The organism is Mycolicibacterium sp. XJ2546 (assembly GCF_053483195.1).
This window is the reverse complement of the sequence record NZ_JBEFRW010000003.1, coordinates 336,952-362,896: the sequence shown is the minus strand read 5'-3', so window position 1 is coordinate 362,896 and position 25,945 is coordinate 336,952. Positions and strand designations below refer to the sequence as shown.

Below are 25,945 nucleotides of genomic sequence, written 5' to 3'. Positions count from 1 at the left end.
GGGTGGCCACCGCGAACTGCAGCACATCCGGGCCGGCTGTGGAGTTTAGCAGCGGGCGGGTTCTGCCACGAAATCCGCCGTGGTTCACCGGCCCAGGATCGACCGTGCCCGCTCGGTGTCGGCGCCCATCGCCTCGATGAGGTCGTCGACGTCGGCGAACTTCTCCTGCCCGCGGATGCGCGCGACGAAGTCCAGCGCGACGTGCTGGCCGTACAGATCGGCCTCGGTGTCGAGGACGAACGCCTCCACGGTGCGGGTGCGTCCGGAGAACGTGGGGTTGGTGCCCACCGACACCGCGGCCTGGTAGCGCTCCCCCGGAATGACCGAGCCGGCGATCGGGCCGTAACCCAGGACGGTGAACCACGCCGCGTACACCCCGTCGGCGGGGATCGCCGCATACATCGGCGGCGCGACGTTGGCCGTCGGAAAACCGAGCACCTTGCCGCGGCCGTCGCCCCGGACCACCACGCCCTCGACGCGGTGCGGCCTGCCGAGCGCCTCGGCGGCGGCCACCACGTCACCGGCGTCCACGCAGGACCGGATGTAGGTCGACGAGTACGTGACGGCCTCATCGTGGGAGTGTTCGGTCACCTCGGAGACCAGCGACATGTTCTCGACGGAAAAGCCGAACCGCTCGCCGGCCTTGCGCAGCAGCTCGACGTTGCCCGCGGCCTTCTTGCCGAATGTGAAGTTCTCCCCCACCACGACCTCCACGACATGCAGGCGTTCGACGAGCAGTTCGTGGATGTAGCGCTCCGGGGTCAGCTTCATGAAGTCGGCGGTGAACGGCATCACCAGGAACACGTCGACGCCGAGCTCCTCGACCAGTTCGGCGCGCCGGGTCAGCGTGGTCAGCTGGGCGGGATGGCTGCCGGGGAATACGACCTCCATCGGATGGGGATCGAACGTCATCACCACCGTCGGCACGCCACGGGCGTGGCCGGCCTTCACCGCCCGGCTGATCAGCTCTTGGTGACCGCGATGCACACCGTCGAAAACACCGATCGTGATAACGCATCGGCCCCAATCGGTGGGGATCTCCTCCTGTCCGCGCCAGCGCTGCACAGTGGCTAGCCTACGGCGCGGCGCGCGGCCCGGCTCCGCGAGATCCCCGGTTTAGGTGACGATTGCCTAAACTTTGAGCTGTGAGCGTTGCCGGCGATGCGCAGGACCTGACGACGGTGGCCCAGGACTATCTGAAAGTCATCTGGACCGTCCAGGAGTGGTCGCTGGAAAAGGTCAGCACCAAGGTGTTGGCCGAGCGGATTGGGGTGTCGGCCAGCACGGCCTCGGAGTCCATCCGCAAGCTCGCCGATCAGGGGCTGGTCAACCACGAGAAGTACGGCGGGGTGACGTTGACCGACTCCGGCCGGGCCGCCGCGTTGGCGATGGTGCGCAGGCACCGGCTGATGGAGACGTTCCTGGTGCGCGAACTCGGCTACAGCTGGGACGAGGTGCACGACGAGGCCGAGGTGCTCGAGCATGCGGTCTCGGACCGAATGCTCGACCGCATCGACGCCAAGCTCGGCTATCCCACCCGCGATCCGCACGGCGATCCGATCCCTGCCCCCGACGGTCGGGTCCCTACACCGGACGCGCGGCAACTGTCGGAGTGCAGCGACGGTGACACCGGCACGATCGCGCGAATCTCCGACGCCGACCCCGAGATGCTGCGGTACTTCGACAGCGTGGGCATCGCGCTGGACTCGCGGTTGCAGGTGCTGGCCCGCCGTGACTTCGCGGGCATGATCTCGGTGGCGGTCAAGTCCGCCGACGCCGCCGAGAACGAACCGGGCGCCACGGTGGAGTTGGGCAGCCCAGCCGCGGAAGCGATCTGGGTGATCGGCTAGCCGGGACTCACGGCTGCGGGCTCGGACCGGGTGACGCCGGAAGCCCGCACCAGCACCGCCACCGCGATCGCCGCCACCAATAGGGCGGGCACGTCGCCGACCAGATGGCCCATCTGGTGCTCGCTGGTAAACGACTGCACTGCCATGATCACCGCGTGCACGACGCTGGACCACACGGCGAACCAGATCAGGCTGAGATGGTCCCTGGGGTTACGCGCGGCGATCAACAGAAAAACCCCGAGCGTGACGTACAGGCCGACGATCATCATGAAGTAGTCGGAGTGATGCGGCGGCCCCGAATGCCAGGCCCACCCCGAGGGCCACAGCGCGGCCAGCGGATACAGGCAGATGGCGACGATGCCGAACACGGCGAGAACGATCTGGAGAGCTTTGTACGGGGACATGTCGTGGCTCCCATCTGAACGGGGCTCTCAGTATGCGCCGAACAGGGGCTACAGGGTGGCTGGACGCAACACCACGACGGATTTCGTGCGTTTCGGCTCGTCCAGCAACAACGCGATGACGCGCCCGTCGGTGGCGGTGGCCGCGTAGACGCCCGGGATCCCGGCGGGGGCCAGCGCGCGGCCGTGGCTGGCGGACTCGGCCTCCTCGGCCGTCAGATCCCGACGCGGAAACGACAGCAGGCAGGCGGCGTCGAGTGAATACGACAGGCGCGGTTGGTCGGCCAGGGCATCGAGGGTGCGCGCCTCGTCCAGCCCGAACGCGCCGACGCGGGTGCGGTGCAGCGCGGTGAGGTGCCCGCCGACGCCCAGCGCGGCGCCGACGTCACGGGCGAGCGCGCGGATGTAGGTGCCGCTGGAGCAGTCCACCTCGACGTCCACGTCGAGCGGGCCATCGGAGTGACGACGCACCGCGAGCACGTCGAACCGGTCGATGCGCACCCGCCGCGGCGCCAACTCGACGGGCTGCCCCTCACGGGCGAGCTTGTAGGCCCGCTGTCCGCCGACCTTGATCGCACTGACCGCCGACGGCACCTGATCGATCTCGCCGTGCAGCGCGGCCACCGCCGCCTCGATCTGGGCGTCGGCCACCTCGGCTGTCGAAACCGTCTGCAGCACCTCCCCTTCGGCGTCTTCGGTGGAGGTGGTCTGGCCCAGCCGGATCGTGGCGGCATACGACTTGTCGGTCGCGGTCAACAGCCCGAGGATCTTGGTGGCGCGCTCGACGCCGACCACCAGCACACCGGTCGCCATCGGGTCGAGGGTGCCGGCGTGGCCGACCTTTCGGGTGCCGAAGATGCGCCGGCACCGACCGACCACGTCGTGGCTGGTGAAACCCGCCGGCTTGTCGACGATGACAAGACCCGCCTCGGTCATAAGACGATGGCGGTCAGAGCCAGACCGTTACGCACCGACCAGCGCCCCGACAACGTCTCCAGCGGTGGCCCGCTCAGCGCGGCCGGGTCGATCAAGATGCGGGACACGAACCGGCCTGCGCTGCCGGTCTCGTCGACGTCGAACACGATGTGGGCGTCCTCGAACCCCAGCCAGCGCCGGGTCAGCGGATACCACGCCTTGTAGGTCGCTTCCTTGGCGCAGAACAGGATTCGGTCCCAGTGCAGACCACTCTGAAGCTCGCGCAGTTCGGTTCGCTCCGCGGGCAGGCTGATCGCGTCGAGCACACCGTCGGGCAGCACACCGTGCGGTTCGGCGTCGATACCGACCGACCGCACCGCACCCATTCTGCCGACGGCCGCGCCGCGGAACCCCTCGCAATGAGTCAGGCTGCCCACGACGCCGTCGGGCCAGCGCGGTTCACCCTTGTCCCCCTTCAGAATCGGTGCGGGCGGCACGCCGATCTGGCGCAGCGCCTCGCGCGCGCAGTGGCGCACGGTGACGAACTCGTTGCGCCGCTTGGCCACCGAACGCGCGATCAACGGCTCCTCTTCGGGCAGCGGCGCGAGGTCGGCCGGATCGTCGTAGGTTTCGGCGGCAGCAAGCTCGCCGACGGCCGCCGGAAGAACACCGGACAGCAGGTTGGCGGCCATCCTCACGACCGCCTCTGCCGGATGCGCTGCTGCACCTTGGCGGCGTTGTCGCGCATCTCCTGCGTGATCTCGAAGTGGCCGCCGAACTCGTTGAGGTAACCGGGCGGATAGGCGGGGTCGGGCAGGACCTGGCGCAGCCAGCGGTACGGCTTGCGCCGGCGCCACTCCCGCGGATAGCCGACCGACACCTCCTCGAACCGCACGCCGTCATACCAAGTGGTGCGCGGGATGTGCAGGTGCCCGTACACCGAGCAGACGGCGTTGTAGCGGGTGTGCCAGTCCGCGGTGGCCGTCGTACCGCACCACAGCGAGAACTCCGGATAGAACATCGCCTCGCACGGTTCGCGGACCATCGGGAAGTGGTTCACCTGCACGGTCGGCATCATCCAGTCGAGGTCCTCGAGCCGCTTGCGGGTGTAGGCCAGCCGCTCGCGGCACCACGCGTCGCGGGTGGCGTAGGGCTCCGAGGACAACAGGAATTCGTCAGTGCCGACGACATTGCGCTCCCGCGCGATCGCCAGGCCTTCGGCCTTGGTGGCCGCCCCCGCCGGCAGGAACGTGTAGTCGTACAGCAAAAACATCGGCACGATGGTCGCCGGCCCGCCCTCCTCGGTCCACACCGGATAGGGGTGCTCGGGGGTGATGACGCCCATCTCGTCGCACATGTTGACGAGGTAGTCGTAGCGGGCCTTGCCGAAGATCTGCATCGGGTCGCGGTTGGTGGTCCACAGCTCGTGGTTGCCCGGAATCCAGATCACCTTGGCGAACCGTTTGCGCAGCAGATCCAGCGCCCAGTAGATCTCGTCGGTGCGTTCAGCGACGTCCCCTGCGACGATCAGCCAGTCGTCAGGGGTCGCTGGGTGCAGCGCCTCGGTCACCGGTTTGTTGCCTGTGTGACCGGTGTGAAGGTCGCTGATCGCCCACAAGGTGGGTCGTCGGCCATCTCGGGTCACAGCCGACCAGCCTACTTGCGCGGTTGTGGTCGGCGGGCCCCCGCTCACCCGGCAACTAGAACATGTTCTTATTTATCCGTCCGGGGTGCAGGCGGCACCGCTACACTCCCCCGCAGGGTCGGACAACCCGCGGCGGCATGCCCGCCACGACAGCAGGAGGTCTGATGGTCGCCAAACTGCGCCTCGTCGCAGCGGCGTGTGCGCTGGTCGCGGCGGTGATCGTGGTGTGGCAGACCAACCCGTCCGGCCAGCCGGTCCAGGTGCGTGCCGCCGACCTGCCGATGACGAACGTCACGACCACCATCAAGTGGCCGGTGATCGAAACGGTCGATCCGTCGCCGTTCGATCCGTGCCAGGAGATCCCGCTCGGCGTGATCGAGAGCCTCGGGCTGGCGTTCACCCCGCCGGTCCCCGAAGACCAGCTGCGCTGCAGATACGACGCCGGTAACTACCAGATGGCCGTCGAGGCGATCGTCTGGCGCACCTACGAGGAGACGCTGCCGCCCGACGCCGCGCAGCTCGACATCAACGGTCACCGCGCCGCGCAGTTTTGGATCATGAAGCCGACCGACTGGAACAACCGCTGGTGGATCACCTGCATGGTGGCGTTCGACACCAGCTACGGCGTCCTTCAGCAGTCGCTGTTCTATTCACCGATCTACTCCGAACCCGACCCCGACTGCATGCAGACCAACCTGCAGCGCGCCCACGAGCTGGTACCGCACTACGTGTTCTAACGCGTCTCCTCGAGCTGGTCGGTGGGGCTCGAGCGCTCCAGCATGCCGATCGTCTCCTCGCCGTCCCAGCGGTAACGCACGCCCGCCTGCTGCAGGGCCGGAAAACTCCAGTCGGCCAGCTTGGCGAGTTGCTCAGCGGGGATATCGCCTGGGTCAGTGATGTCGTGGGTGGACAGCACGGTCTCGCCTTCGATGCGCACGGTGCCGCGCAGGGTCTCCAGCACGACGGAGACGTCGTCGCCGCGGGCGCGCAGCCGGCGCAGCCAGGGTGCCTGGACCACGCGGGCCGGAATCAGCCCTCCATCGCCGAGATAGAGGTAGCCCTCGTTGTAATTGGGTTGGCCGTCGGGTCGCGGCGGATAGGCGATGTAGCCGAACGCCCGCCCGCTGGGAAACAGTGCGGACTGCCAGCAGTGTCCCCAGAATCCCTCCAGCCGTCGCACGCCTTGGCGCCTGATCCGTAGCCCGCTGCCGGAGAAGGCGTGGCGCTGTCCGCCCGCGGCAACGGAACCGGTGGCGCGGAACAGCTGCTCGTAGCGCGGCCCACCCATCAGGTCACCGACCACCGTGGTCTTCAGCTGCTCATCGGCCGCGGGTTGCATGGCGCCCTGAACCCACGGTGGCACAGCCATTTTCGCCTTGACTTCGAATCGCAGGTCCACGAGCGGGCCGTCCTTGCGCCCGGCGGCCAGGTCGGCCGACGACGTTTGCACGGCCCGCCCGTCGAACGTCATGGTCCACACGTCGAACGGCGCCACGCATTCGAAGGCCAGCGGCCCGGCACCCAGCACGCTCGGATGCCCGTCCGCGCCCTCGACCGGCCTGCTCGGGGCGTCGTCGCGCAACCGGTAGACCCGGCCGTCGGCGAACGCGACGTTCACCTGGATGCTGTGCGCCTCCCAACTCGACGCCACCGCCTCGATGCCGATGCGGGGCAACCCGACCTCGCCGCGGTCGTCGAACACCCAGAAGCTCGCCGAATCCCGCATCTCGGGGTTTTCGGGCCGGGCGGCGAAGACAAACTCGCGGGCACCGTCGAGGCCGCCGGTCAGGGCACTGGTCATGGGCGCTGTCCCCCTGTGGGTATGTAGGTGTTGACGTAGTCGGCAAACAACGGCCGAATCGCGTTGGCGTTCAAGCCAAATGCCTGTGGGTCTGCTTTGGGGTGCGGCTCGCGTTGCTCGGCGTTCTCGGCCCACCACGCCTGCATCCGGGCGGTGAACTCCTCGGTGACCGGTTCGCCGAGCCACGCGTAGAGCCGGGTCACTTCGCCGACGGGGTCGGTCACCATCGAGCGAAAGTCGATGTCGTAGAAGCGATTCTCGGCACCGCCGCCGCGAAAGGCCATCACCCGCTCCATCCCGGTCGACCACTGGGCGACGTTGAGCCGGCCGAGGTAACGGGTGTCGAGGTGGTCGGTGAACCCGCCGACGATATCGGCGTAGACGTCAGCGACCGACAGCAACACGTCGGCCGGGTCGCGATGGGTCATCACGAAGCGGGCGTCGGGAAACACCCGGTCCAGGTACTGCAGCGAGAGCACGTGCGCGGGCGATTTCAGCCGCCACCGCCGGGCCTGCTCACCCCACTGCAGCAGCTTGAGCACCCGTTGCTGATAGCGGTAGGTCGACGTGAAATCGGCTTGGTCGACCAGCCATTCGGAATACGACGGGATCTGGGCATAGGCCTGAAAGATCTGGGATTTAAAGTCGAGCGCCATCAACTCCAGGCATTCCATCGGGCCGCGGATGTCGTTGGGCACGTGATGGCGGCTCCCGGCGATCAGCGTGCGTTCATCGGGCGGGATGCGCGGATCGTCGCCCCGGACGGTCGCAGGCGGCGGGCACGGCTGGGCCGACTCCCAGCTGCGCAGGTAGCGCACGCGCGGGTCCTGGGCGAGCAGGAACGACAGCGCGGTCGAGCCCGTGCGCGGCAACCCGAGCCCGAACAGCGGCGCGACGATTTGCTCGTCGCCGATCTCGGGATGGCGGCGGTACCAGTCCTCGACCTGCAGGCGCTGACATAGGTGCAACTCGATGCGCTGGTAGAGGAAGCCTTCACCGCGGGCGTTGAGCCGGGCCTCGTTCTCCAGCGCCCGGGTCAGCACCTCCAGCCCGTCGCGGAAGGCGTCGTCACCGAAGTCCTCGCACCCGGTCCGACTAACGGCTGCGGCCATCAACTCCTGCGCTGACGCCACGGTGCACCTCCACTCCGCGCGAACGTGGGTTACCCGCACGCGTTTCGGGCGGCTTTTTCCGTGGCGGTAACCCACGTTCGTCGCCCGGGGGCCGATTTCGTGACAGTACACTGTCACTATTATGGCCGACTCGTCAACGGCACCGCGCCGCTCCTACGACAACCGCGCACGTCGACAGAAGGCCGCCCAGACGCGCAAGCGCATCATCGAGGCAGGCAGTGCACTCGTGCACGAGTTCCAAAGCTGGGATTGGCGCGGGCTGACGTTCCGTGCGGTCGCCGAGCGCGCCGGCGTCGGCGAGCGCACGGTGTACCGGCACTTCCCCACCGAACGTCACCTGCACGACGCGGTGATGACCCAACTCGAGGCCGAGGCGGGGGTGTCCTACGAGGACGTCGACGTCGACAACCTCGGCGCGGTGACCGCGCGCGTCTTCGCATCCCTGCAGCGGTTCGCGGTGCGCCAAACAATGCCCACCCCCGCCGATTCGGCGTTCGTCAGCTCCGATCAACGCCGCCGGGCGGCGCTGCTGCGTGCGCTCTCCGCGGCGTACCCCGACCTGCCGGAGGCGCAACGGCGCGCGGTCGCCGGGCTGCTGGATGTGCTGTGGAGCCCCACGTCCTACGAACGCCTCGTCGGCGGCTGGGCACTGTCCGGCGCCGACGCGACCCGCGCGATCGAGTGGCTGATGGCGCAGGTGCTGGCTGCAATCGAGCGTGCCGATCAGGTTCCGTGCGTAACCTCGGTGCCGTGACCGCAGTTTCCTCCGTAGCAACCGTCAACTCCCGCTCCAAAACCAGGCGGCTCGCCGGACGAACGGCAGCACGCCTGCTTCGCCTGCCGCCGCACACGACGGATTTCACCGTCAGCAGCGTGGCTGTGCCGATGCGCGACGGTGAGCAGTTGGCGGCCGATCACTACCGGCCCACGACCCCGAACCCGACCGGCACACTGCTGGTCCGCTGCCCCTACGGCCGAGGTTTCCCGTTCTCGACGCTGTACGCCGCGACGTACGCCGCGCGCGGCTATCACGTCGTGCTGCAGAGCGTACGGGGCACCTACGGCTCCGGCGGCCAGTTCACCCCGATGTCCGATGAGATCTCCGACGGCGCCGACACCGTGGCGTGGCTGCGCGAACAGCCTTGGTTCACCGGCACGTTCGGCACCGTCGGGTTGTCATATCTGGGCTTCACCCAGTGGGCGCTGCTGGTCGACCCGCCGCCGGAGATGAAGGCCGCCGTCATCGTCGTCGGACCCCACGACACCAGCGGACCACGGTGGGGCGCAGGATCGTTCGGCATCCACGACTTCTTGGGCTGGAGCGATCTGGTCTCCCGGCAGGAGCAGCCGGGCCGAATCCGCCTGCTGCTGCGGCAACTCGGCGCCCGCCGGGCATTGGCGCGCGCGACGGGCGAGCTGCCGCTCGGCGAAGCCGGACGCAGGCTGCTCGGTACGGGCGCGCCGTGGTTCGAATCGTGGTTGGAACACACCGAACCGAGCGATCCGTACTGGGCGCCCATGCGGCTGCACCACGCGTTGGAGCGCTCCGAGGTTCCGGTGCTGCTCGTCAGCGGCTGGCAGGATGTCTTTTTCGAGCAGACGATGACCCAGTACGAGCGGCTGCACCGGCGCGGCGTCGAGGTCGGCCTGACCGTCGGGCCCTGGACGCACAGCCACCTGACGACCAAGGCGGCCCCGACCGCCATCCGCGAATCACTGGACTGGCTCGACAACCATCTGGCGGGGCGCCGCAGCAGCCGGCGCAAACCGGTGCGGGTGTACGTCAACGGCTCCGGCTGGACCGATCTTCCGGAGTGGCCGCCGACGATGCCCGAGGTGGTGCGGTACCTGCAACCCGGCGGCCGGCTCGGCGACGCGGTGCCACCCGAGACGGCGTCGCCGTCGCTGTTCACCTACGACCCGACGGATCCGACCCCCACCCTCGGCGGTCGACTGCTCGCGCCCGAAGGCGGCTACCGCAGGGACGACCGGCTGGCGCAGCGCGCCGACGTGCTCAACTTCACCGGCGACCGGCTGCCCGCCGACCTCTACGTCGTCGGCACGCCGGTCCTGGAACTGGCGCACAGCTGCGACAACCCGCACAACGACCTGTTCGTGCGGATCAGCGAGGTCGACCCGAAGGGGCGTTCACGAAACGTCAGCGACGGATATCTCAGAGGCGCACTGGATGCCGGAACGGTCCGCATCGAACTCGACCCGGTAGCGCACCGGTTCCGCGCCGGATGGCGCATCCGGGTGTTGGTGGCGGGCGGATCGCATCCGCGTTTCGCCCGTAATCTGGGCACCGGCGAACCGATCGTGTCGGGTCGGCGCACGGCGACCGCCACCCACACCGTGCATCTCGGCGACGGCGCGTCGCGGCTGGTGCTTCCCGCCGGTGCGCGTGCGCCGTCAGCCGACTGAGCGGCGCACCCGCTCGGCGACTGCGGTGAGAGCGGCGTCGTCGTGCACCGGATCGGCCCAGCCGGGGTCGGCGGGCACCTGCACCCAACTGGTGCAGCCGGCGTAGCCGGGGGTGCGGGTGAGCCGCAGCGGCTCGGTCAGCGGGCAGGCCTGCACCACCAGGACGGTCAGGCGGTGTTTGGGACGAAAGTCGAGCCGGTCGTTGCGCACCGATTCATCGGTCCAGATATGAAGCGGCGCAATGTCGGTCAGCGCCTCTGGCTGGTGGACGTCGACAGCGGCGACGACGCGGGCACCGGCACGGATCACCACGGAGTCCTCGGTGCTGTCGGCGGCCGCGGGGTCGAGCAGATCGCGGTGTGCTGGCCGAACCCGTTCGGCGTGGCTGTGCGCGACGGTCGGGAATAACAGGAAGCGCGACGCGGTCACGGCGAACCGCTTTTCGTGGATACCGCCCTTGCGCAGCAGCACGGTCTGCCTGCCGTCGAGCAGCGCGTGCACGGCCGCGCTCCACTCCTTGAGCGCAGGCGCCGTCACGGCGCCTTAGCGGCGATCCGGGCCCGCACCTCGGGGCGGCGCAGCGGCGGCACGGTCTTGGGCGGTTGCCGTCGGGCAGGCAGCTCGGTCAACAGCCGCGCGGTGGTGGCCGTGACCTCCGCGACGGCGGCTTCGAAGGCGTCGACGTTGGCCGCCGTGGGCCGCGTGATGCCGCTGACCTTGCGGATGTACTGGCGCGCGGCCGCCTCGATCTCCTCGTCGGTGGCGGCTGGTTGCAGCCCGCGGAGCTCGGTGATGTTTCGGCACATGGCTCCACGATATGTTCAGCGGCATGGTCAGCTCAGAAACACCGGATATCTTGCTCATCGACACCACCGAGCGCGTACGCACGTTGACGTTGAACCGGCCGCAGTCACGCAACGCGTTGTCGGCCGAGCTGCGCAAACGATTCTTCGGCGCGCTGGCCGAGGCCGAGAGCGACCGGGACGTCGACGTCGTGATCGTCACCGGCGCCGACCCGGTGTTCTGCGCCGGGCTCGACCTCAAAGAGCTCGGTGACACCACGGAGCTGCCCGACATCTCGCCGAAGTGGCCGGCGATGAACAAACCGGTGATCGGCGCGATCAACGGCGCCGCGGTGACGGGCGGCCTGGAGCTCGCGTTGTACTGCGACATCCTGATCGCCTCCGAGCAGGCCCGCTTCGCCGACACCCATGCCCGCGTCGGGTTGCTTCCCACCTGGGGGCTATCGGTGCGGCTGCCGCAGAAGGTGGGCATCGGGATGGCCAGGCGGATGAGCCTGACCGGTGACTACCTGTCGGCCGCCGATGCGCTGCGCGCGGGGCTGGTCACCGAGGTGGTGCCGCACGACGAGCTGCTGCCGGCCGCGCGCCGGATCGCGGCCGCCATCGTGGGCAACAACCAGCGGGCGGTGCAGGCGCTGCTGGCGTCGTATCACCGCATCGACGAGGCCACGACCAACGAGGGGCTGTGGATCGAAGCGGCCTCGGCGCGGAAGTGGATGCGCTCGGCCAGCGGCGACGACATCGCCGCCAACCGTGACGCCGTCCTGCAGCGCGGCCGTTCCCAAGTCCGCTGATCTGCGCGCAAATTGCGCGTGAGCGTGCGTGGCTGAGGGCGACACGCCGAGTTCTTTTGCGATTTCGCGCACGCTCGTAAGCTGCGAGCGTGAACGAACTCCACGAGTATTGCGGCAGCGACGACTGGCGGCAGCTGATCCGTGAGGTGATCCTGCCGTGGGCGCTGGGTGAAACCGACCTCGGTGACAATGTGCTCGAGGTCGGCCCCGGATACGGCGCCACCACCGACGTGCTCGGCGCGGTGGCTCCACGCGTGACGTCGGTGGAGATCGACGGCGAGCTCGCGGCGATGTTGGGTGAGCGGTTCGCCGATACGCCCTCGGTGGAGATCGTCACGGGCGACGCGACGCAATTGGCCTTTGCTGATCAAACCTTCAGCGGTGCAGCGTGTTTCACGATGCTGCACCACGTCCCCAGCATCGAACTACAGGACCGACTGTTCGCCGAGGTGGCACGGGTGCTGCGTCCGGGCGCGGCGCTGGTGGCCAGCGACAGCCTCGGCAGCGACGAGTTGGCCGACGCGCATGAGGGCGACACGTACAACCCGGTGGATCCGGCCACGCTGCCGGAACGGTTGGCGGCCGCGGGCTTCGAGGGCATCGAGGTGAAAACCACCGACTACGGCTGGGCCGCGATCGCCCGCGCGTCCTAACCACACCCGCGAGCGTGCGCAAACTCGCGTTCGGAGACGGCGTGTCGGGCTCAAACACGCACGCTCGCCACAAGATAAGGGGTGCTACCCCGTGCCGGGGATCAGCCAGCGCCCGGAGAACGCGCGCCAGCCGACGAACACCAACCGCAGCACCATGAACGTCGACAGGCCCGCCCAGATGCCCAGCAGGCCCCAGTCGAACGCCAGCGACAGCCAGATCAGCGGCAGGAATCCGACCAGCGCGCTGATCAGCGTCGCGTTGCGCATGAACTTCGCGTCACCGGCGCCCAACAGCACCCCGTCGAGCGCGAACACGATTCCGGCGACCGGCAATTGGGCCACCATGAACCACCACGGCACCCCGATGGCGTCGAGCACCGAACGGTCGTCAGTGAACACGGCGGGAAACACCGACGATCCGACGGCGAACATGATCGCCAGCACCGACGCGGCCAGCGTGGAGAAGATCGTCACCCGCCACGCCACCGATTTGGCGTGCACGAGGTGACCCGCGCCCAGCGCGGCCCCCACCAGCGACTGCGCCGCGATCGCCAGTGAATCCAGCACCAGGGCAAGGAAATTCCACAGTTGCAGCACCACCTGATGGGCGGCCACCGCGGCGGCGCCGAACCGGGCGGCCACGGCGCCCGCGGAGACGAAGCAGGCCTGAAACGCCATCGTGCGCAGGATGAGATCGCGGCCCATCACGAGCTGCGCGCGCAGCACCGCGGGCTGGATCCGCAGCGACGCCTTCTCCACCAGCAGCGCGCGGAAGAAGAACAGCGCAGCCAACCACTGCCCCACTACGTTGGCGACCGCGGAGCCGGCCAGTTCCAGCCGCGGCATGCCCAGCCAGCCGTAGACCAGCAGCGGGCACAGCACCGCCGAAAACCCGAATCCCACAACGACGTAATGCAACGGACGCACGGTGTCTTGCACGCCGCGCATCCAGCCGTTGCCCGCGGCCGAAACGAGGATCGCCGGCACCCCGAAGATCGCGATCCGCACCCACGGCGTCGCCGCATCGGCGATCTCGCCGCCGTCGGCGTCTCCGGCGAGCACCGAGACCAGCGGAACGGTGAACGCCTGCACCGCCAGCACCACCACGGCGCCGACGCCGAGCGCCAACCACGTCGCCTGCACCCCCTCGGCCACCGCCGCCGCACGGTTGCCTGCGCCGAAGAACCGGGCGGAGCGCGCGGTCGTGCCGTAGGACAGAAAGGTCATCTGCGAGCTGAGCGTGGTCAGGATCAGCCCGCCGATGGCCAGCCCGGCCAGCGACAGCGCACCAAGCCGGCCGACGATCGCGATGTCGAACAGAAGGTAGATGGGTTCGGCGGCCAACACCCCGAGGGCGGGCAGCGCCAGCGCCGCGATCCGGCGACCGGAGGCGTCAGCGACCGGCAGATCGCCTTCGGGTTCAGCCAATTGCCGCGCGCAGCGCCGCGACGACCTCGTCGACGGTGCCGGTGGCCGAGTATCCCGCGGCGAACCGGTGCCCGCCCCCGCCGAACGCGGCGGCGACGGGAGAAAGGTCATAGGTCTTCGCGCGCATCGACACCGACCAGTGCGCGGGTTCGATCTCTTTGAACACCGCGGCGATCTCGGCTTCCTGGGCGGTGCGCACGATGTCGACGATGCTCTCCACCTCCTCCGGCCGCGCGTTGGCCCACTCCTGGTGCGGCACAACGGTATACACGAAACCGCGGCCGCCAAGCGCCTCGGGAACCAGGCGTGCCGAGCCCAGCACCCGCGACAGCATCGGCAGCCACGCGAACGGATGGCTGTCGAGCAGCGCGCGGCTGATCGCCGCGTTGTCGACGCCCAACCCCACCAGCCGCGCGGCCAACCGGTGCGCGCGCGGGGTGGCCCAGCGGAACGAACCGGTGTCGGTGGTCAGCCCCGCGTACAGGCAGTGCGCGACGCCGATGTCGATCGGCTTACCCCACGCGTCGAGCAGGTCGGCCACCAGCATCGTGGTGGAGTCGGCCGTCGCATCGACGTAGTTGGCGGAGCCGAACAACTGATTGGAGGCGTGGTGGTCGATGACTAGCACCTCGCGGCCCACATCGGCCAGCGGGGACAACGCCCCCAACCGGTTGACGCTGGGGATGTCGACGGTCACCACCAGATCGGCGTCGCGGCGCATCGCGTCGGGTTCGACCAGCAGGTAGCCGCCAGGCAGTGTCTGCAGTGAATCCGGCAGGTCAGCGGGCGCTGCGAAGCTGACTTCGACGTCCTTGCCTGCCTGGTCCAACACCAGCGCCAGCGCCAGCCCGGCACCGATGGTGTCGGCATCGGGGTAGACGTGACACACCACGCTGACGCTGGCCGCAGCCGACAGCAGATCGGCTGCCTCGCGCGCATCGACGACCGGACGCGTCGCAACAGCGGCGTCAGTCATCTTGTCGGTCGCGGTCACCGGTGTCCTCAGAGTCAGGCCCCCCAGCACTACGGTACGGGTCCGCGTCACCCGCGTGCTTGGCGCCTTCCCGAACCCTGGCCAGATCCTCATCGGCCGCGCGTGCCCGGTCGAGCAGCTCGGCCATCCGCACTGCCGTGTCTGGCACCGTATCGCGCTCGAAGGCCAGTGTCGGGGTGAATCGCACTCCAGTGGCCGCGCCGACCTTGCTGCGCAGCACTCCCCTGGCCTTGTCCAGCGCCGCCTCGGCGCCGGCATAGTCGGGCTCCTCGTCGAGGCTGTTGCCCATCACCGTGTAGTACAGCGTGGCGTCATGCAGGTCGTTGGTGACCTTGGCGTCGGTGATCGTGACGCCGGCCAGCCGTGGATCCTTGATCTCGTACTCGATCGCCGAAGCGACGACGGTCAGGATTCGTTTGGCCAGCCGGCGTGCTCGTGCCGGATCGCTCACGAGCGCTCTTTCTCGACCAGCTCGTAAGTCTCGATGACATCGCCTTCTTTGATGTCGTTGTAGGTCAACGTCAGACCGCATTCGAAGCCCTCGCGGGCCTCGGTGACGTCGTCCTTTTCCCGCCGCAACGAGGACACCGTGAGGTTCTCGGCGACGACGACGTTGTCACGCAACAACCGGGCCTTGGCGTTGCGGCGCATGACACCCGAGGTGACCATGCAGCCCGCGATGTTGCCGACCTTCGACGACCGGAAGATCGCGCGGATCTCGGCACGACCGAGCTCACGCTCCTCGTACACCGGCTTGAGCATGCCCTTGAGGGCTTTCTCGATGTCGTCGATGGCCTGGTAGATCACCGAGTAGTAGCGGATCTCCACACCGTCGCGGTTGGCCAGTTCGGTGGCCTTGCCTTCGGCGCGCACGTTGAACCCGATGATGATCGCATCCGAAGCCGACGCCAGGTTGACGTTGGTCTCGGTGACGCCGCCGACACCGCGGTCGATGACGCGCAACTGCACCTCGTCGTCGACCTGGATGCCCAGCAGGGCCTCCTCCAGCGCCTCGACGGTGCCGGAGTTGTCGCCCTTGAGGATGAGGTTGAGCTGGCTGGTTTCTTTCAGCGCCGAATCCAGATCCTCCAGGCTGATGCGCTTGCGCGAACGCGCGGCCAGCGCGTTGCGCTTGCGCGCGTTGCGCCGGTCGGCGATCTGGCGGGCGATCCGGTCCTCGTCGACAACCAGCAGGTTATCGCCGGCACCTGGCACCGACGTGAAGCCGATGACCTGCACCGGCCGCGACGGAAGCGCCTCGGTGACGTCGTCGCCGTGCTCGTCGACCATGCGCCGGACGCGCCCGTAGGCGTCGCCGGCCACGATCGAGTCGCCGACGCGCAGCGTGCCGCGCTGCACCAGCACGGTCGCCACCGGGCCCCGGCCGCGGTCGAGGTGCGCCTCGATGGCCACACCCTGAGCCTCCATGTCGGGGTTGGCCCGCAGGTCCAACGCGGCGTCGGCGGTCAGCAACACGGCCTCGAGCAGCGCATCGATGTTGGTGTTGTTCTTGGCCGAGATGTCGACGAACATCGTGTCGCCGCCGAAATCCTCAGCCACCAAACCGTATTCGGTGAGCTGCCCGCGGATCTTGGCCGGGTCGGCACCTTCCTTGTCGATCTTGTTGACCGCCACCACGATCGGAACATCGGCGGCCTGCGCGTGGTTGATGGCCTCCACCGTCTGCGGCATGACGCCGTCGTCGGCGGCGACCACCAGGATCGCGATGTCGGTGGCCTTCGCACCGCGGGCACGCATCGCGGTGAACGCCTCGTGACCGGGCGTGTCGATGAAGGTGATCAGCCGCTCGTCACCTTCGTGCTCCACGCTGACCTGATACGCGCCGATGTGCTGGGTGATCCCACCGGCCTCGCCCTCACCGACATTGGCCTGGCGGACGGTGTCGAGCAGTCGGGTCTTGCCGTGGTCGACGTGACCCATCACGGTCACCACCGGCGGGCGGCTCTCTAGATCCGATTCGTCGCCCTCGTCCTCGCCATAGCTGAGGTCGAAGGATTCCAGCAGCTCGCGGTCCTCGTCCTCGGGGCTGACGACCTGAACCTTGTAGTTCATCTCGCCGCCGAGCAGCTCGAGGATGTCGTCACCGACCGACTGCGTGGCGGTCACCATCTCACCGAGGTTGAAAAGCGCCTGTACCAGCGATGCCGGGTTGGCGTTGATCTTCTCGGCGAAGTCAGACAGCGACGCGCCGCGGGCCAGCCGGATGGTTTCGCCGTTGCCGTGCGGCAACCGCACACCACCGACGACCGGCGCCTGCATCGAGTCGTATTCCTGGCGCTTCTGCCGCTTGGACTTGCGGCCGCGCTTGGGCGCACCGCCGGGGCGACCGAAGGCGCCGGCCGCGCCGCCGCGCTGCCCGGGACGGCCTCCGCCGCCGGGACGACCGCGAAAACCGCCAGCGGGGGGCGCGCCGCCACCGCGGTAACCACCGCCACCACCGCCGCCGGGACGACCGCCGCCGCCGGGAGCCGGACGACCGCCCGGGCCTGGGCGAGGACCGCCGGGGCGGCCCGTGGCGCCCGGACGCGGTCCGGCCGGGCGCGGCGGCATATTGCCCGGAGACATACCCGGTCGCGGCGCACCCGGACGGGGTGCACCCGGGCGTGGTGCCTGCGGACGTGGGATCGGCCGGTCGACGGGCTGCTGTGTGGAGAACGGGTTGTTGCCGACGCGCGGGGTGCGCGGGGCCGGTTTCGGTGCGGCCGACGGGCCGGGCCGTGGACCCGGCGTCGGGCCGGGCCGGGCCGGCGGAGCCTCCGGCGGTGCGGCCGCTGCGGGCGGCGGTGCCGGGGTCGCCTGCGGCGGTGCGGCGGCCGGCGGCTCGACCGGTGCCGCGGGTTTGGGCGCAGCCGACTTGGCCGGCGCCTTCGCGGCGGACTTGGCGGGAGCGGCCGCCGACGCACCGTTGCCGTCGGCCTTGACCTTGTCCGGTGCGGCCTTACCGCCGCCGAACGATTCGCGCAGCCGGCGCGCAACGGGGGCCTCCACGGTGGAGGACGCTGATTTGACGAATTCGCCCTGTTCGCTCAGCCGGGCGAGTACTTCCTTGCTGGTGACACCGAGTTCCTTGGCCAACTCGTGTACACGGGCCTTTGCCACTACATCTCCATCTCTAGAGGCGTCAGCGGTGGTAGGCGCCGCGCCTCGGTTTAGCTATGACGCATTGTCATCGGGACTTCACGGTGTGCTCATGTTCTTCGCTACCTGTTCTGTTGCCGGGTGGATCGGCCAGTTCGGCGCTGCTGGCAGCGCTAACGTACTCGATCACCGCAGTTAGGTCCGGTGAACCGGTGATGCGCAGCGCTCGACCGAATGCTCGCCGGCGAATGGCCGCCTCAAGGCACTGCGGATCGGGATGCAGCCACGCACCCCGCCCCGGCAGCTTTCTCGCTGAGTCAACGGTTACGGCGCTGGGACCGTTCCCAGTGCCATCGACCACAGCGACTACTCGAAGCAGTTCGACGGCCAGCTCTCGTTTTCGGCAGCCCACGCACGTCCGCACCGGCCCGACTATGGCGTCGGAGCTGCGTCGATGCGTCGAAGCCGAAGTCTCGCGCTGGATCACAGGTGAGTCTACCGTCCCGTCGGGTGCGATTCGCAACGGCGGTGCTGGTCGGCGTGGCCGGCTTAGCGGTCGCGGGCCGCGCCGCGCGCCGCGCCGGGATCGGGTTCAGGGTTGTCGGCGACGGTGGCGTCGCTCCGGATGTCGATGCGCCACCCTGTCAGCCGGGCGGCCAGCCGGGCGTTTTGGCCTTCCTTACCGATAGCCAGCGACAGCTGGAAGTCGGGGACGACGACGCGTGCTGCCCGGGCCGCTTCGTCGATCACGCTCACCGACACCACCTTGGCCGGGGACAGCGCGTTGGCCACGAACTTCGCCGGGTCGGGGTCGTAGTCGATGATGTCGATCTTCTCGCCGGACAATTCGCTCATCACGTTGCGGACCCGCTGTCCCATCGGGCCGATGCAGGCACCTTTGGCGTTGAGCCCGGACACCCGCGAGCTCACCGCGATCTTCGAGCGGTGGCCCGCCTCGCGCGCGACGGCCACGATCTCCACGGACCCCTCGGCGATCTCGGGGACCTCCAGGGAGAACAGTTTGCGCACCAGGTTGGGGTGAGTGCGCGACAGCGTGATCAGCGGTTCGCGGGCGCCGCGGGTGACTCCGACGACGTAGCAGCGCAGCCGGTCGCCGTGCTCATAGCGCTCGCCGGGCACCTGTTCGGCGACGGGTATGACGCCCTCAGAGCCCTTGGTTTCGCTGCCCATCCGCACGACGACCAGGCCGCGGGCGTTGGCGCGGGCATCGCGCTGAATGACGCCGGCGACGATGTCCCCCTCACGCGCGGAGAACTCGCCGAAGGTCTTTTCGTTCTCGGCGTCGCGGAACCGCTGCAGCATCACCTGACGAGCGGTGGTGGCGGCCACCCGGCCGAAGCCCTCCGGGGTGTCGTCCCACTCGGTGATCGGGTTGCCGTCGGCGTCGTGTTCGGTGGCGATCACCTTGACCTCGCCGGTCTTGCGGTCGATCTCGATGCGGGCCTCGTCGGCGTGCCCGTCGGTGTGCCGGTAGGCGGTCAACAGCGCCGACTTGATCGTCTCGACGAGTTCACCCACCGGGATGCCGCGGTCCACCTCGATCGCGTGCAGTGCCGCCATGTCGATGTTCACGCCCCGGCCTCCTTCCCAGATCGGCCGACCAGCTCCAGCTCACGCGGATTTGGAGGCGAAAAGTCCACTTGGACAACGGCTTTGACGATGGATTCCAGCGGAAGTTCGCGCACCGTGAAGTCGGGTCTGCGGCCTTCGCGGACCACCAGTCGCACCGCGCCGCCTTCGGTTTCGCCAAGGCGGCCGGTGAGCTGGGAGCCGTCGGACAGGGTCAACTCCACCTTGCGGCCGTGGGCGCGCCGATAGTGCCGCTCGGCGGTCAACGGCCGCTCCACCCCCGGTGAGGTGACTTCGAGGATGTAGGGCGCCGACTCGGCGTCGAGGCGGTCGAGCAGTTGGGATGCCGTGCGGGACAGCTGAGCGAGCGAGTCCAGATCCAGGCCGTCGTCGGCGTCGACGACCACGGTGATGCGCGGGGGACGCGCGTTGGCGGCGGTGACCACGTCCTCGATTTCGTAACCCGCGCGCGCGAACTCGCCGTCGAGCAGCTCGATCACCTGTTCCTGCGACGGCAACTCCGCAGAACGCTCCGACACGGCGAGCTCCTCATCTTGAATTGTCCGGACACAGGTTCGGCGCACTGCTTCTTAAGACACCGAAACCGACTACCCACGATACGCCAGCGCTGCCGGGGTAAGCCCTAAACGCGCTGCGACCGCCGCAGCCGACGATGGCAAGATGTGGCACGTGCCGAGCAGCCCACCGCCGACCCTCAGCAGGCGACGTGTCCTGATCGGGGCGGCGGCGCTCTCGCTGCTCGGGGTGGCCGCCAGCGGATGCGGATCCTCACCGCCGCCGCCGGAGGTCGACGAACTGCTCGCCCAGCTCAACCGCGCCCGCACCGACAGCCAGCTGGCTTCGGATGCCGCCGCCCACGCCGAGAAGGCCGTCGCGCAGGCGCTCAACGCCGTCGCCGCCGAGCGTGCGGCCCATGCCCAGGCGCTGACGGACGAACTGGTCCGGATGCGCGGCGAGGACGCGCCGACCGCGACCCCGACCAGCACCACCGCCGAGCCGACCCGGCCACCGACCGCCAAGGACGTCGTCGGCGCGCTACGGGTCTCCGCGCAGAGCGCTGCCGAGCTGGCGGCGACTTTGTCGGGTTACCGCGCCGGGTTGGTGGCGTCGATCGCCGCCGGCTGCACCACGGCCTACCGCGTCGCGCTCGTGTTTCCGGAGGAGGCGCCATGACCGCCCCGCAGCAGCCCGCCCGTCCGTCCGATCCCGCCGCCGGCGCGTTGTTCGACGCCGTGGCCACCGAGCACGCGACCATCTACGGCTACGGGGTGGTGTCGGCGCACTCGCTGCCCGAACGCAACTACCTGGTGTCGGAGGCGATCACCGAGCACCGCGAACGCCGCGATGCCGCGCTGGCCATGCTCGAGGCGCACTCGGCGGACGCGCCGCTGCCCGCCGCCGGGTATTCGCTGCCGATCGACGTCGACACCCCGACCGCCGCCGCGACCCTGGCCGTGCGCATGGAGCAGGACGCCGCGGTCGCGTGGCGCGCGGTCGTCGAACAGGCCACCGACCAGCAGGACCGCGCGTTCGCGGTGACCGCGCTGACGCAGTGCGCGGTGATGGCCGCGCGGTGGCGCACGGTGCTCGGCGTCGTCCCAGTCACCGTCGCGTTCCCGGGCGGCAACGAGTAAGTGGCCTGCTGCGCTGGCTGTGCGGTTTCGTCCGCGACGCGCCGGGACGGGCGTATGAAAGCGCACAACCGCGGCGCTCAGGCGCGGCCCGTCTCGGGAGGCACGTCGTAGCGGGCGATGTAGTCGGCGAAGCGCTCACGGATCTGCCCCTGAGCCAATCCGTAGTCCTCGAGCCGGTAGCCGTGGGCGCCGAACCGGCCACGCGGATGGGTGCCGACGTAGGCGCTGATCGCTTTTCGCGCCTGCGCCGACAGCTCGCGGCCGCAGCCGGCGTAGATCGCCTCGACGGTGCCCACCGGGTCGACGACGAGATCGCCGTACCGCACGTCCAGAACCGTGTGCCCGGGGTTCGCGCGGCGAAACGCCTCGATCCGCTCGATCGACACCTCGAGCATCCGGGTCCAGTGCTCGGCGATGTAGGCGGTGTGGTCGGCGTCGCTGAAAGTGCCGGTGAGCGTGGACAACAGGCTGCACGCCGACGCGCACAGCACGGTTGGGTCGCGGTGCAGGACCACGAGTTGCGCATCGGGGTAGACGGCGCTCAGCGCGTCGAGGGCGATCGCGTGGTGCGGGCTCTTCAGCGTCCACCGGCCGCGCGCGCCGTTGCTGGCCAACACCTGCAGCGCGGTGCGGTGGTACTCGTAGGCCGAGCGGTGGTCGGCGCCCAGCAGCCAGCGGCTGTAGCCGGGCACGTTGGCGATCGCTTCCCAGGTCAGGCTCTTGAAGTCCTGGCCCAACAGGGTCAGGCACTCGGTGGGGCCCGCGGGGTCCTCGTGGTGGACCACTTTAATCTTCGGGTTCAGCGATTCGAGCATGTCGATGGCCGCGGCGGCCGCGTCGACGCGCGGGCCCGACCGCAACGTCTGCGGCGTCGGCGGCGGAACGCTGTCGGCGGCTTCCCAGCGCAGCAGCGACCGGTTGGCCCGATCCTGGTCGAGCAGTTCGCTGACGAATGTCGTACCCGCACGGAACAACCCGACGATCACCAGCGGCGCCTCCACCGGTTCGGCGGTGACCTCGGGATGCTGACGGACCCAGTCGAGCACCTTCAGCCGGTTGACCAGGCCGCCAATCAAGTTCTGCCGCACGGCCATCACGCCGAGCTCGTTGAGCTGGGCCTCATCGCTTGCCGATGCGCACAGCACGGTGAGCCCCTCGCGGAAGTCGTCGGAGCCGAATTCGTCGCAGCCCGCGAGCTCGACGGCGCTGGCCATGAGGTCGTCGACGTCGAAGATCGCCACGGCCCGCCCTATCCGTGTCCGAGGACGACGACGGTGCGCCCGGTGGTGCGGCGCTGCTCATGGTCCTGCAGGGCGCCTGCCACCTCGTCCATCGTCGCCCGCCGCCCGACCACCGGCCGCACCGCACGAGCCGCGACGAGTTCGAGCAGCGCGCGGTGCACCTCCCTGCCGACCTCGGGAGGAAAGAAGTTGAGCCCGAATCTGCGAAAGTCCGTGGGCAATTCGCCGTAGGCGAGGATGACGCCGAGCACCGAGATGTTGCCCATTGCGACCTTGCGCAACGGCCGGCCCGTCAACCCAGCCTGCGGGTCGTCGTTGAAGCCGACCGGCAGGTAGCGGCCCTCCCGGGCCAGACACGTCCAGATCTCCTCGGTGCGCTGGCCGCCGACCACGTCGAACGCGACATCGACGCCGTGTCCGCCGGTGTGCGCGATGACCGCGTCGAACAGGTCCGCGGCGGTGTGGTCGAGGCCGGTGGCCCCCAACTCTTCGCACACCTTGACCTTCTCGGGCCCGCCGGCGACCGCGAGCACGTCGGCGCCCGCGGCGACGCCGAGTTGGATCGCGGCGGTCCCGACCGCGCTCGCCCCGCCCACGACCAGCAGCCTCTCCCCCGCCGCCAGGCGTGCGCGCCGGTGCAGCGCCAGGTAGCTGACGTGAAACGGCAGGGTGAACGCCGCGGCGTCGGCGTCGTCGAGTTCGGGTGGGGCGTCGAACACCGTCGCCGACGGTGCGATCGCGCACTCGGCGACGCCGCCCAGCGACTGTTTGGTCATCGCCACCACCCGGCGGCCGAGCCATTCGGCGGCGCCTTCCCCGGCACGGTCGACGACACCGCAGACGTCCATACCGAGCGTGAACGGCGGCTCACCGGTCACGCTGGCGACGGTGCCGCGGCAGCGTGCGATGTCACCGAAGTTCAGCGATGCCGCAGAAACCGCAATCCGCACCTCACCCGCCCCCGGCGCGGGCTCTGGAACGTCCTGCACGGCAAGCACTTCCAGTGGATCACCGTGGCGCATCACTTGGACTGCCCGCACTCACACCTCCCGACGGCACGGGCCAACCGTAATAAGCAGCGGTGCTTATGTCAACGGCACGGGCGCGGTCATGGCCGCGGTCGCCATGGCGATCAGGTTGGCGACGAACGGCTCGTAGGCCAACTGCGGGCGCCCGCGCCGACCGGTGCGCTCCAACAGGCGGGCGCGGTCGGCGATCGCGCGCAGCACGAACATCGCGACAAGCGAGAACCGCTCGACCCGCAGCTCGTCGGTGAGGAATTGCGTTCGGGCCGTGAGCAGTTCGTAGACCTCGTTACCACCGGTGCGCGCCAGCACCGCCTGCAGCTCGGCGCTGTAGGCCGCCCGGTCCTCACCGGTCAGCTCGGCGATGATCAGCAGGCAGCACCGCCCCCGCCAGCCGCTGTCGGCCACCTCGGCCGCGGGCCGCACGATGGCCTCCAGAACCGGGGCGAGCTGGTCGTCGGGTGTGGTCAGCGCGAGGTCGAGCAGGTCGCGTTCGCGCCGCGCGAGGAACTCGGCGTGCCGGTCGATGACCGCGCACAGGATGCCGTCGCGGGAGCCGAAGTGGTAGCGCAACGCCGCCCGGTTGCGCTGCCCGGCCTTGCGCGTGATGTCGATCAGCGACGCGTTGAAGACGCCGTCGGCGGCGAATGCGCGGGCTGCGGCGTCGAGCAGTCGGCCCCTGGTCTTCGACGCATCCGGCGGCACGGGTGCGGTCCGCTATCCGAGCGCCGCGGCGACGTCGGCGGCCGCGTTCGCGACGGCGATCTGCCGTGTCTCACCGGTGAACCGGTTGCGCAGCTCCACCACACCTTCGGCCCAGCCGCGCCCGACGACGACACTCCATGGCACACCGAGCAGTTCGGCGTCCTTGAACTTGACCCCGGGCGACGCGGTGCGGTCGTCGAGCAGCACCTCGACGCCGAGCCGGTCCAGTTCGGCGGCCAACTCTTCGGCGCCGGCACGCGCGGCGGCGTCCTTGTTGGCGATCACCACGTGGGCGTCGAACGGCGAAACCGTTGCCGGCCAACGCAGCCCGATCTCGTCGTGGTGCTGCTCGGCGATGACGGCGACAAGCCGCGACACCCCGATCCCGTAGGAGCCCATCGTCAGGCGCACGGGCTTGCCATCCTCGCCGAGCACGTCGGCCTCGAACGCCTCGGTGTATTTGCGGCCCAGCTGGAAGATGTGGCCGATCTCGATGCCGCGCGCGGACACCAGCGGTCCGGCCCCGTCCGGCGACGGGTCGCCGTCGCGCACCTCGGCCGCCTCGATGGTGCCGTCGGCGACGAAGTCACGGCCGGCGACCAGCCCGACCACGTGCTTTCCGGGCTCGTCGGCCCCAGTGATCCACGACGTGCCGTCCACCACCCGCGGGTCGACCAAATAGCGAACACCGTTGGCCAACAACGCCTTCGGACCAATGTAGCCCTTAGCCAGAAACGGATACCTGGCGAAGTCGGCGTCGTCGAGCAGCGTGTACTCGGCGGGTTCGAGCGCCGCGTCGAGGCGTTTGTCGTCGACCTCCCGGTCACCGGGCACCCCGACCGCCAGCAGTTCCCATTCACCGCCGGGTTGGCGCACCTTGAGCATGACGTTCTTGAGCGTGTCCGCGGCGGTGACCTGACGGTCCAGCGCGGCGTTGGCCCATTCGACCAGCGTGGCGATGGTCGGGGTGCCGGGAGTGTTGTACACCTTGGCTTCGGGCTGGCCGTCGATCGGCAGCGCCGGCGGCACCGCGGTGGTGACCGCCTCGACGTTGGCGGCGTAGCCGGATTCCAGGCAACGCACGAACGTGTCTTCGCCGATGTCGCTTTCGGCCAAAAACTCCTCGGAGGCGCTGCCACCCATCGCCCCCGACGTCGCCGAGACGATGACGTAACGCAAGCCGAGGCGATCGAAGATGCGTTGGTAGGCGTCGCGATGGCGCGCGTAGACCGCGCTCAAACCGTCGTCGGAGACGTCGAAGGAATACGAGTCCTTCATCACGAACTCGCGGCCGCGCAGAATCCCCGCGCGGGGCCGGGCCTCGTCGCGGTATTTGGTCTGGATCTGGAACAGCAGCAGCGGGAAGTCCTTGTAGCTGCTGTACTCGCCCTTGACCGTCATCGTGAAGAACTCTTCGTGAGTCGGTCCGAGCATGTAGTCGTTGCCGCGCCGGTCCTGCAGCCGAAACGCGCTGTCGCCGTACTCGGTCCACCGGTTGGTGGTCTCGTAGGGCGCTCTGGGCAGCAGGGCCGGAAACAGGATCTCCTGGCCGCCAATGGCGGTCATCTCCTCGCGCACGATGCGTTCGATCTTGCGCAGCACCTTCAGCCCCAACGGCAGCCAGCTGTACAGGCCCGGCCCGACCGGGCGGATGTAGCCCGCCCGGATCAGCAGCTTGTGGCTGGGGACCTCGGCGTCGGCCGGGTCGTCGCGCAGGGTCCGTAGAAACAGCTCCGACATGCGGGTGATCACAGCCGACAACCTTACTGAGTGGCGTCGTAGTCGCCGA

Annotated in this window: 28 protein-coding genes; 8 read left to right on the top strand and 20 right to left on the bottom strand. The window is 69.2% G+C overall.

Annotated features, from left to right (window positions below; genetic code table 11):
- Positions 1-84: 84 nt before the first annotated feature.
- Positions 85-1,065, bottom strand: a complete 981-nt coding sequence (locus ABQE44_RS08140; protein WP_448390979.1) for a bifunctional riboflavin kinase/FAD synthetase — start codon at positions 1,063-1,065, stop codon at positions 85-87.
- Between the two features lie 80 nt (positions 1,066-1,145).
- On the opposite strand from ABQE44_RS08140, the gene mntR reads away from it, so the two are divergent.
- Positions 1,146-1,850, top strand: a complete 705-nt coding sequence (mntR, locus tag ABQE44_RS08135; RefSeq protein ID WP_448390978.1) for a manganese-binding transcriptional regulator MntR — start codon at positions 1,146-1,148, stop codon at positions 1,848-1,850.
- On the opposite strand, the gene ABQE44_RS08130 is transcribed toward mntR, so the two are convergent.
- From ABQE44_RS08130 to ABQE44_RS08115, 4 genes are read right to left on the bottom strand one after another with little or no spacing between them, the layout of a single operon-like run.
- On the bottom strand, positions 1,847-2,254 hold the full coding sequence (locus ABQE44_RS08130; protein ID WP_448390976.1) for a DUF6632 domain-containing protein: 408 nt from the start codon (positions 2,252-2,254) through the stop codon (positions 1,847-1,849). The two genes, mntR and ABQE44_RS08130, sit on opposite strands and share 4 nt — an antisense overlap.
- A 48-nt stretch (positions 2,255-2,302) precedes the next feature.
- Positions 2,303-3,187: a tRNA pseudouridine(55) synthase TruB gene (truB, locus tag ABQE44_RS08125; RefSeq protein WP_448390975.1), complete on the bottom strand. Its 885-nt coding sequence runs from the start codon at positions 3,185-3,187 to the stop codon at positions 2,303-2,305.
- Positions 3,184-3,858: a 4'-phosphopantetheinyl transferase PptT gene (gene pptT, locus ABQE44_RS08120; protein ID WP_448390973.1), complete on the bottom strand. Its 675-nt coding sequence runs from the start codon at positions 3,856-3,858 to the stop codon at positions 3,184-3,186. The genes truB and pptT overlap by 4 nt, the downstream gene beginning before the upstream one ends.
- A gap of 2 nt (positions 3,859-3,860) precedes the next feature.
- Positions 3,861-4,811, bottom strand: coding sequence for an ACP phosphodiesterase PptH (locus ABQE44_RS08115; RefSeq protein ID WP_448390972.1), 951 nt, complete (start codon positions 4,809-4,811; stop codon positions 3,861-3,863).
- Positions 4,812-4,975: 164 nt separating this feature from the next.
- Here ABQE44_RS08115 and ABQE44_RS08110 point away from each other — a divergent pair, with 164 nt between their 5' ends.
- Positions 4,976-5,548: a DUF3558 domain-containing protein gene (locus ABQE44_RS08110; protein ID WP_448429071.1), complete on the top strand. Its 573-nt coding sequence runs from the start codon at positions 4,976-4,978 to the stop codon at positions 5,546-5,548.
- Here ABQE44_RS08110 and ABQE44_RS08105 read toward each other — a convergent pair.
- On the bottom strand, positions 5,545-6,612 hold the full coding sequence (locus ABQE44_RS08105; protein ID WP_448429069.1) for a DUF7064 domain-containing protein: 1,068 nt from the start codon (positions 6,610-6,612) through the stop codon (positions 5,545-5,547). The two genes, ABQE44_RS08110 and ABQE44_RS08105, sit on opposite strands and share 4 nt — an antisense overlap.
- Positions 6,609-7,745, bottom strand: a complete 1,137-nt coding sequence (locus ABQE44_RS08100) for a sulfotransferase family protein (protein WP_448390968.1) — start codon at positions 7,743-7,745, stop codon at positions 6,609-6,611. Before ABQE44_RS08100 ends, ABQE44_RS08105 begins: the two co-directional genes overlap by 4 nt.
- A gap of 121 nt (positions 7,746-7,866) precedes the next feature.
- Here ABQE44_RS08100 and ABQE44_RS08095 point away from each other — a divergent pair, with 121 nt between their 5' ends.
- Entirely contained in the window at positions 7,867-8,499 is a 633-nt protein-coding gene (locus ABQE44_RS08095) for a TetR/AcrR family transcriptional regulator (RefSeq protein ID WP_448429067.1), read from the top strand.
- Positions 8,496-10,169 carry a CocE/NonD family hydrolase gene (locus tag ABQE44_RS08090; protein ID WP_448429065.1) on the top strand — a complete coding sequence of 558 codons (1,674 nt, stop codon included), beginning with the start codon at positions 8,496-8,498 and terminating at the stop codon, positions 10,167-10,169. The genes ABQE44_RS08095 and ABQE44_RS08090 overlap by 4 nt, the downstream gene beginning before the upstream one ends.
- Here the strand turns inward: ABQE44_RS08090 and ABQE44_RS08085 are convergent.
- The gene (locus ABQE44_RS08085; protein WP_448390963.1) at positions 10,158-10,706 is read right to left on the bottom strand and encodes a DUF1802 family protein; all 549 of its coding nucleotides are present in this window, start codon (positions 10,704-10,706) and stop codon (positions 10,158-10,160) included. The two genes, ABQE44_RS08090 and ABQE44_RS08085, sit on opposite strands and share 12 nt — an antisense overlap.
- Positions 10,703-10,975 (bottom strand): DUF2277 domain-containing protein, encoded by a 273-nt coding sequence (locus ABQE44_RS08080; RefSeq protein WP_448390962.1) that lies wholly within the window; start codon positions 10,973-10,975, stop codon positions 10,703-10,705. Before ABQE44_RS08080 ends, ABQE44_RS08085 begins: the two co-directional genes overlap by 4 nt.
- Positions 10,976-10,998: 23 nt before the next feature.
- Here ABQE44_RS08080 and ABQE44_RS08075 point away from each other — a divergent pair, with 23 nt between their 5' ends.
- Together ABQE44_RS08075 and ABQE44_RS08070 are read left to right on the top strand one after the other, a co-directional pair.
- A complete protein-coding gene (locus tag ABQE44_RS08075) occupies positions 10,999-11,766 on the top strand; it encodes an enoyl-CoA hydratase (protein ID WP_448390961.1) in 768 nt (255 codons plus the stop codon).
- A gap of 89 nt (positions 11,767-11,855) precedes the next feature.
- A complete protein-coding gene (locus ABQE44_RS08070; RefSeq protein WP_448429063.1) occupies positions 11,856-12,419 on the top strand; it encodes a class I SAM-dependent methyltransferase in 564 nt (187 codons plus the stop codon).
- An 84-nt stretch (positions 12,420-12,503) separates the two neighbouring features.
- Here ABQE44_RS08070 and ABQE44_RS08065 read toward each other — a convergent pair whose 3' ends face one another.
- The 7 genes from ABQE44_RS08065 to rimP all read right to left on the bottom strand — a co-directional run bounded on the left by ABQE44_RS08065 (position 12,504) and on the right by rimP (position 20,069).
- Entirely contained in the window at positions 12,504-13,847 is a 1,344-nt protein-coding gene (locus ABQE44_RS08065) for an MATE family efflux transporter (protein ID WP_448390958.1), read from the bottom strand.
- Positions 13,840-14,841: a DHH family phosphoesterase gene (locus ABQE44_RS08060; protein WP_448429061.1), complete on the bottom strand. Its 1,002-nt coding sequence runs from the start codon at positions 14,839-14,841 to the stop codon at positions 13,840-13,842. The genes ABQE44_RS08065 and ABQE44_RS08060 overlap by 8 nt, the downstream gene beginning before the upstream one ends.
- Entirely contained in the window at positions 14,816-15,292 is a 477-nt protein-coding gene (gene rbfA, locus ABQE44_RS08055) for a 30S ribosome-binding factor RbfA (RefSeq protein ID WP_448390956.1), read from the bottom strand. Before rbfA ends, ABQE44_RS08060 begins: the two co-directional genes overlap by 26 nt.
- Complete coding sequence (gene infB, locus ABQE44_RS08050) at positions 15,289-17,961, bottom strand: translation initiation factor IF-2 (RefSeq protein ID WP_448429059.1); 2,673 nt, start codon at positions 17,959-17,961, stop codon at positions 15,289-15,291. Before infB ends, rbfA begins: the two co-directional genes overlap by 4 nt.
- A 67-nt stretch (positions 17,962-18,028) precedes the next feature.
- Positions 18,029-18,427 (bottom strand): YlxR family protein, encoded by a 399-nt coding sequence (locus ABQE44_RS08045; protein WP_448390953.1) that lies wholly within the window; start codon positions 18,425-18,427, stop codon positions 18,029-18,031.
- Positions 18,428-18,489: 62 nt separating this feature from the next.
- Complete coding sequence (gene nusA / locus ABQE44_RS08040; RefSeq protein WP_448390951.1) at positions 18,490-19,533, bottom strand: transcription termination factor NusA; 1,044 nt, start codon at positions 19,531-19,533, stop codon at positions 18,490-18,492.
- Positions 19,530-20,069: a ribosome maturation factor RimP gene (rimP, locus tag ABQE44_RS08035; protein WP_448390950.1), complete on the bottom strand. Its 540-nt coding sequence runs from the start codon at positions 20,067-20,069 to the stop codon at positions 19,530-19,532. The genes nusA and rimP overlap by 4 nt, the downstream gene beginning before the upstream one ends.
- 142 nt (positions 20,070-20,211) lie before the next feature.
- Here rimP and ABQE44_RS08030 point away from each other — a divergent pair, with 142 nt between their 5' ends.
- The gene (locus ABQE44_RS08030) at positions 20,212-20,724 is read left to right on the top strand and encodes a hypothetical protein (RefSeq protein WP_448390948.1); all 513 of its coding nucleotides are present in this window, start codon (positions 20,212-20,214) and stop codon (positions 20,722-20,724) included.
- Positions 20,721-21,185: a ferritin-like domain-containing protein gene (locus ABQE44_RS08025; RefSeq protein WP_448390946.1), complete on the top strand. Its 465-nt coding sequence runs from the start codon at positions 20,721-20,723 to the stop codon at positions 21,183-21,185. The genes ABQE44_RS08030 and ABQE44_RS08025 overlap by 4 nt, the downstream gene beginning before the upstream one ends.
- 77 nt (positions 21,186-21,262) lie before the next feature.
- On the opposite strand, the gene ABQE44_RS08020 is transcribed toward ABQE44_RS08025, so the two are convergent.
- From ABQE44_RS08020 to ABQE44_RS08005, 4 genes are read right to left on the bottom strand one after another with little or no spacing between them, the layout of a single operon-like run.
- Complete coding sequence (locus tag ABQE44_RS08020) at positions 21,263-22,426, bottom strand: sulfotransferase family protein (protein ID WP_448390945.1); 1,164 nt, start codon at positions 22,424-22,426, stop codon at positions 21,263-21,265.
- 8 nt (positions 22,427-22,434) lie between these two features.
- The gene (locus ABQE44_RS08015; protein ID WP_448390944.1) at positions 22,435-23,466 is read right to left on the bottom strand and encodes a zinc-binding dehydrogenase; all 1,032 of its coding nucleotides are present in this window, start codon (positions 23,464-23,466) and stop codon (positions 22,435-22,437) included.
- A 45-nt stretch (positions 23,467-23,511) separates the two neighbouring features.
- Positions 23,512-24,156 carry a TetR/AcrR family transcriptional regulator gene (locus ABQE44_RS08010; protein ID WP_448390942.1) on the bottom strand — a complete coding sequence of 215 codons (645 nt, stop codon included), beginning with the start codon at positions 24,154-24,156 and terminating at the stop codon, positions 23,512-23,514.
- Between the two features lie 12 nt (positions 24,157-24,168).
- On the bottom strand, positions 24,169-25,908 hold the full coding sequence (locus tag ABQE44_RS08005; protein WP_448390941.1) for a proline--tRNA ligase: 1,740 nt from the start codon (positions 25,906-25,908) through the stop codon (positions 24,169-24,171).
- Positions 25,909-25,945 lie beyond the last annotated feature (37 nt).

What these genes read in the sequence shown, in the direction of transcription:
- ABQE44_RS08130 (WP_448390976.1), bottom strand. Translation starts at nt 2,254, where the DNA reads ATGTCCCCGTACAAAGCTCTCCAGATCGTTCTCGCCGTGTTCGGCATC.
- truB (WP_448390975.1), bottom strand. Translation starts at nt 3,187, where the DNA reads ATGACCGAGGCGGGTCTTGTCATCGTCGACAAGCCGGCGGGTTTCACC.
- pptT (WP_448390973.1), bottom strand. Translation starts at nt 3,858, where the DNA reads ATGGCCGCCAACCTGCTGTCCGGTGTTCTTCCGGCGGCCGTCGGCGAG.
- ABQE44_RS08110 (WP_448429071.1), top strand. Translation starts at nt 4,976, where the DNA reads ATGGTCGCCAAACTGCGCCTCGTCGCAGCGGCGTGTGCGCTGGTCGCG.
- ABQE44_RS08105 (WP_448429069.1), bottom strand. Translation starts at nt 6,612, where the DNA reads ATGACCAGTGCCCTGACCGGCGGCCTCGACGGTGCCCGCGAGTTTGTC.
- ABQE44_RS08095 (WP_448429067.1), top strand. Translation starts at nt 7,867, where the DNA reads ATGGCCGACTCGTCAACGGCACCGCGCCGCTCCTACGACAACCGCGCA.
- ABQE44_RS08080 (WP_448390962.1), bottom strand. Translation starts at nt 10,975, where the DNA reads ATGTGCCGAAACATCACCGAGCTCCGCGGGCTGCAACCAGCCGCCACC.
- ABQE44_RS08075 (WP_448390961.1), top strand. Translation starts at nt 10,999, where the DNA reads ATGGTCAGCTCAGAAACACCGGATATCTTGCTCATCGACACCACCGAG.
- ABQE44_RS08030 (WP_448390948.1), top strand. Translation starts at nt 20,212, where the DNA reads ATGTGGCACGTGCCGAGCAGCCCACCGCCGACCCTCAGCAGGCGACGT.
- ABQE44_RS08025 (WP_448390946.1), top strand. Translation starts at nt 20,721, where the DNA reads ATGACCGCCCCGCAGCAGCCCGCCCGTCCGTCCGATCCCGCCGCCGGC.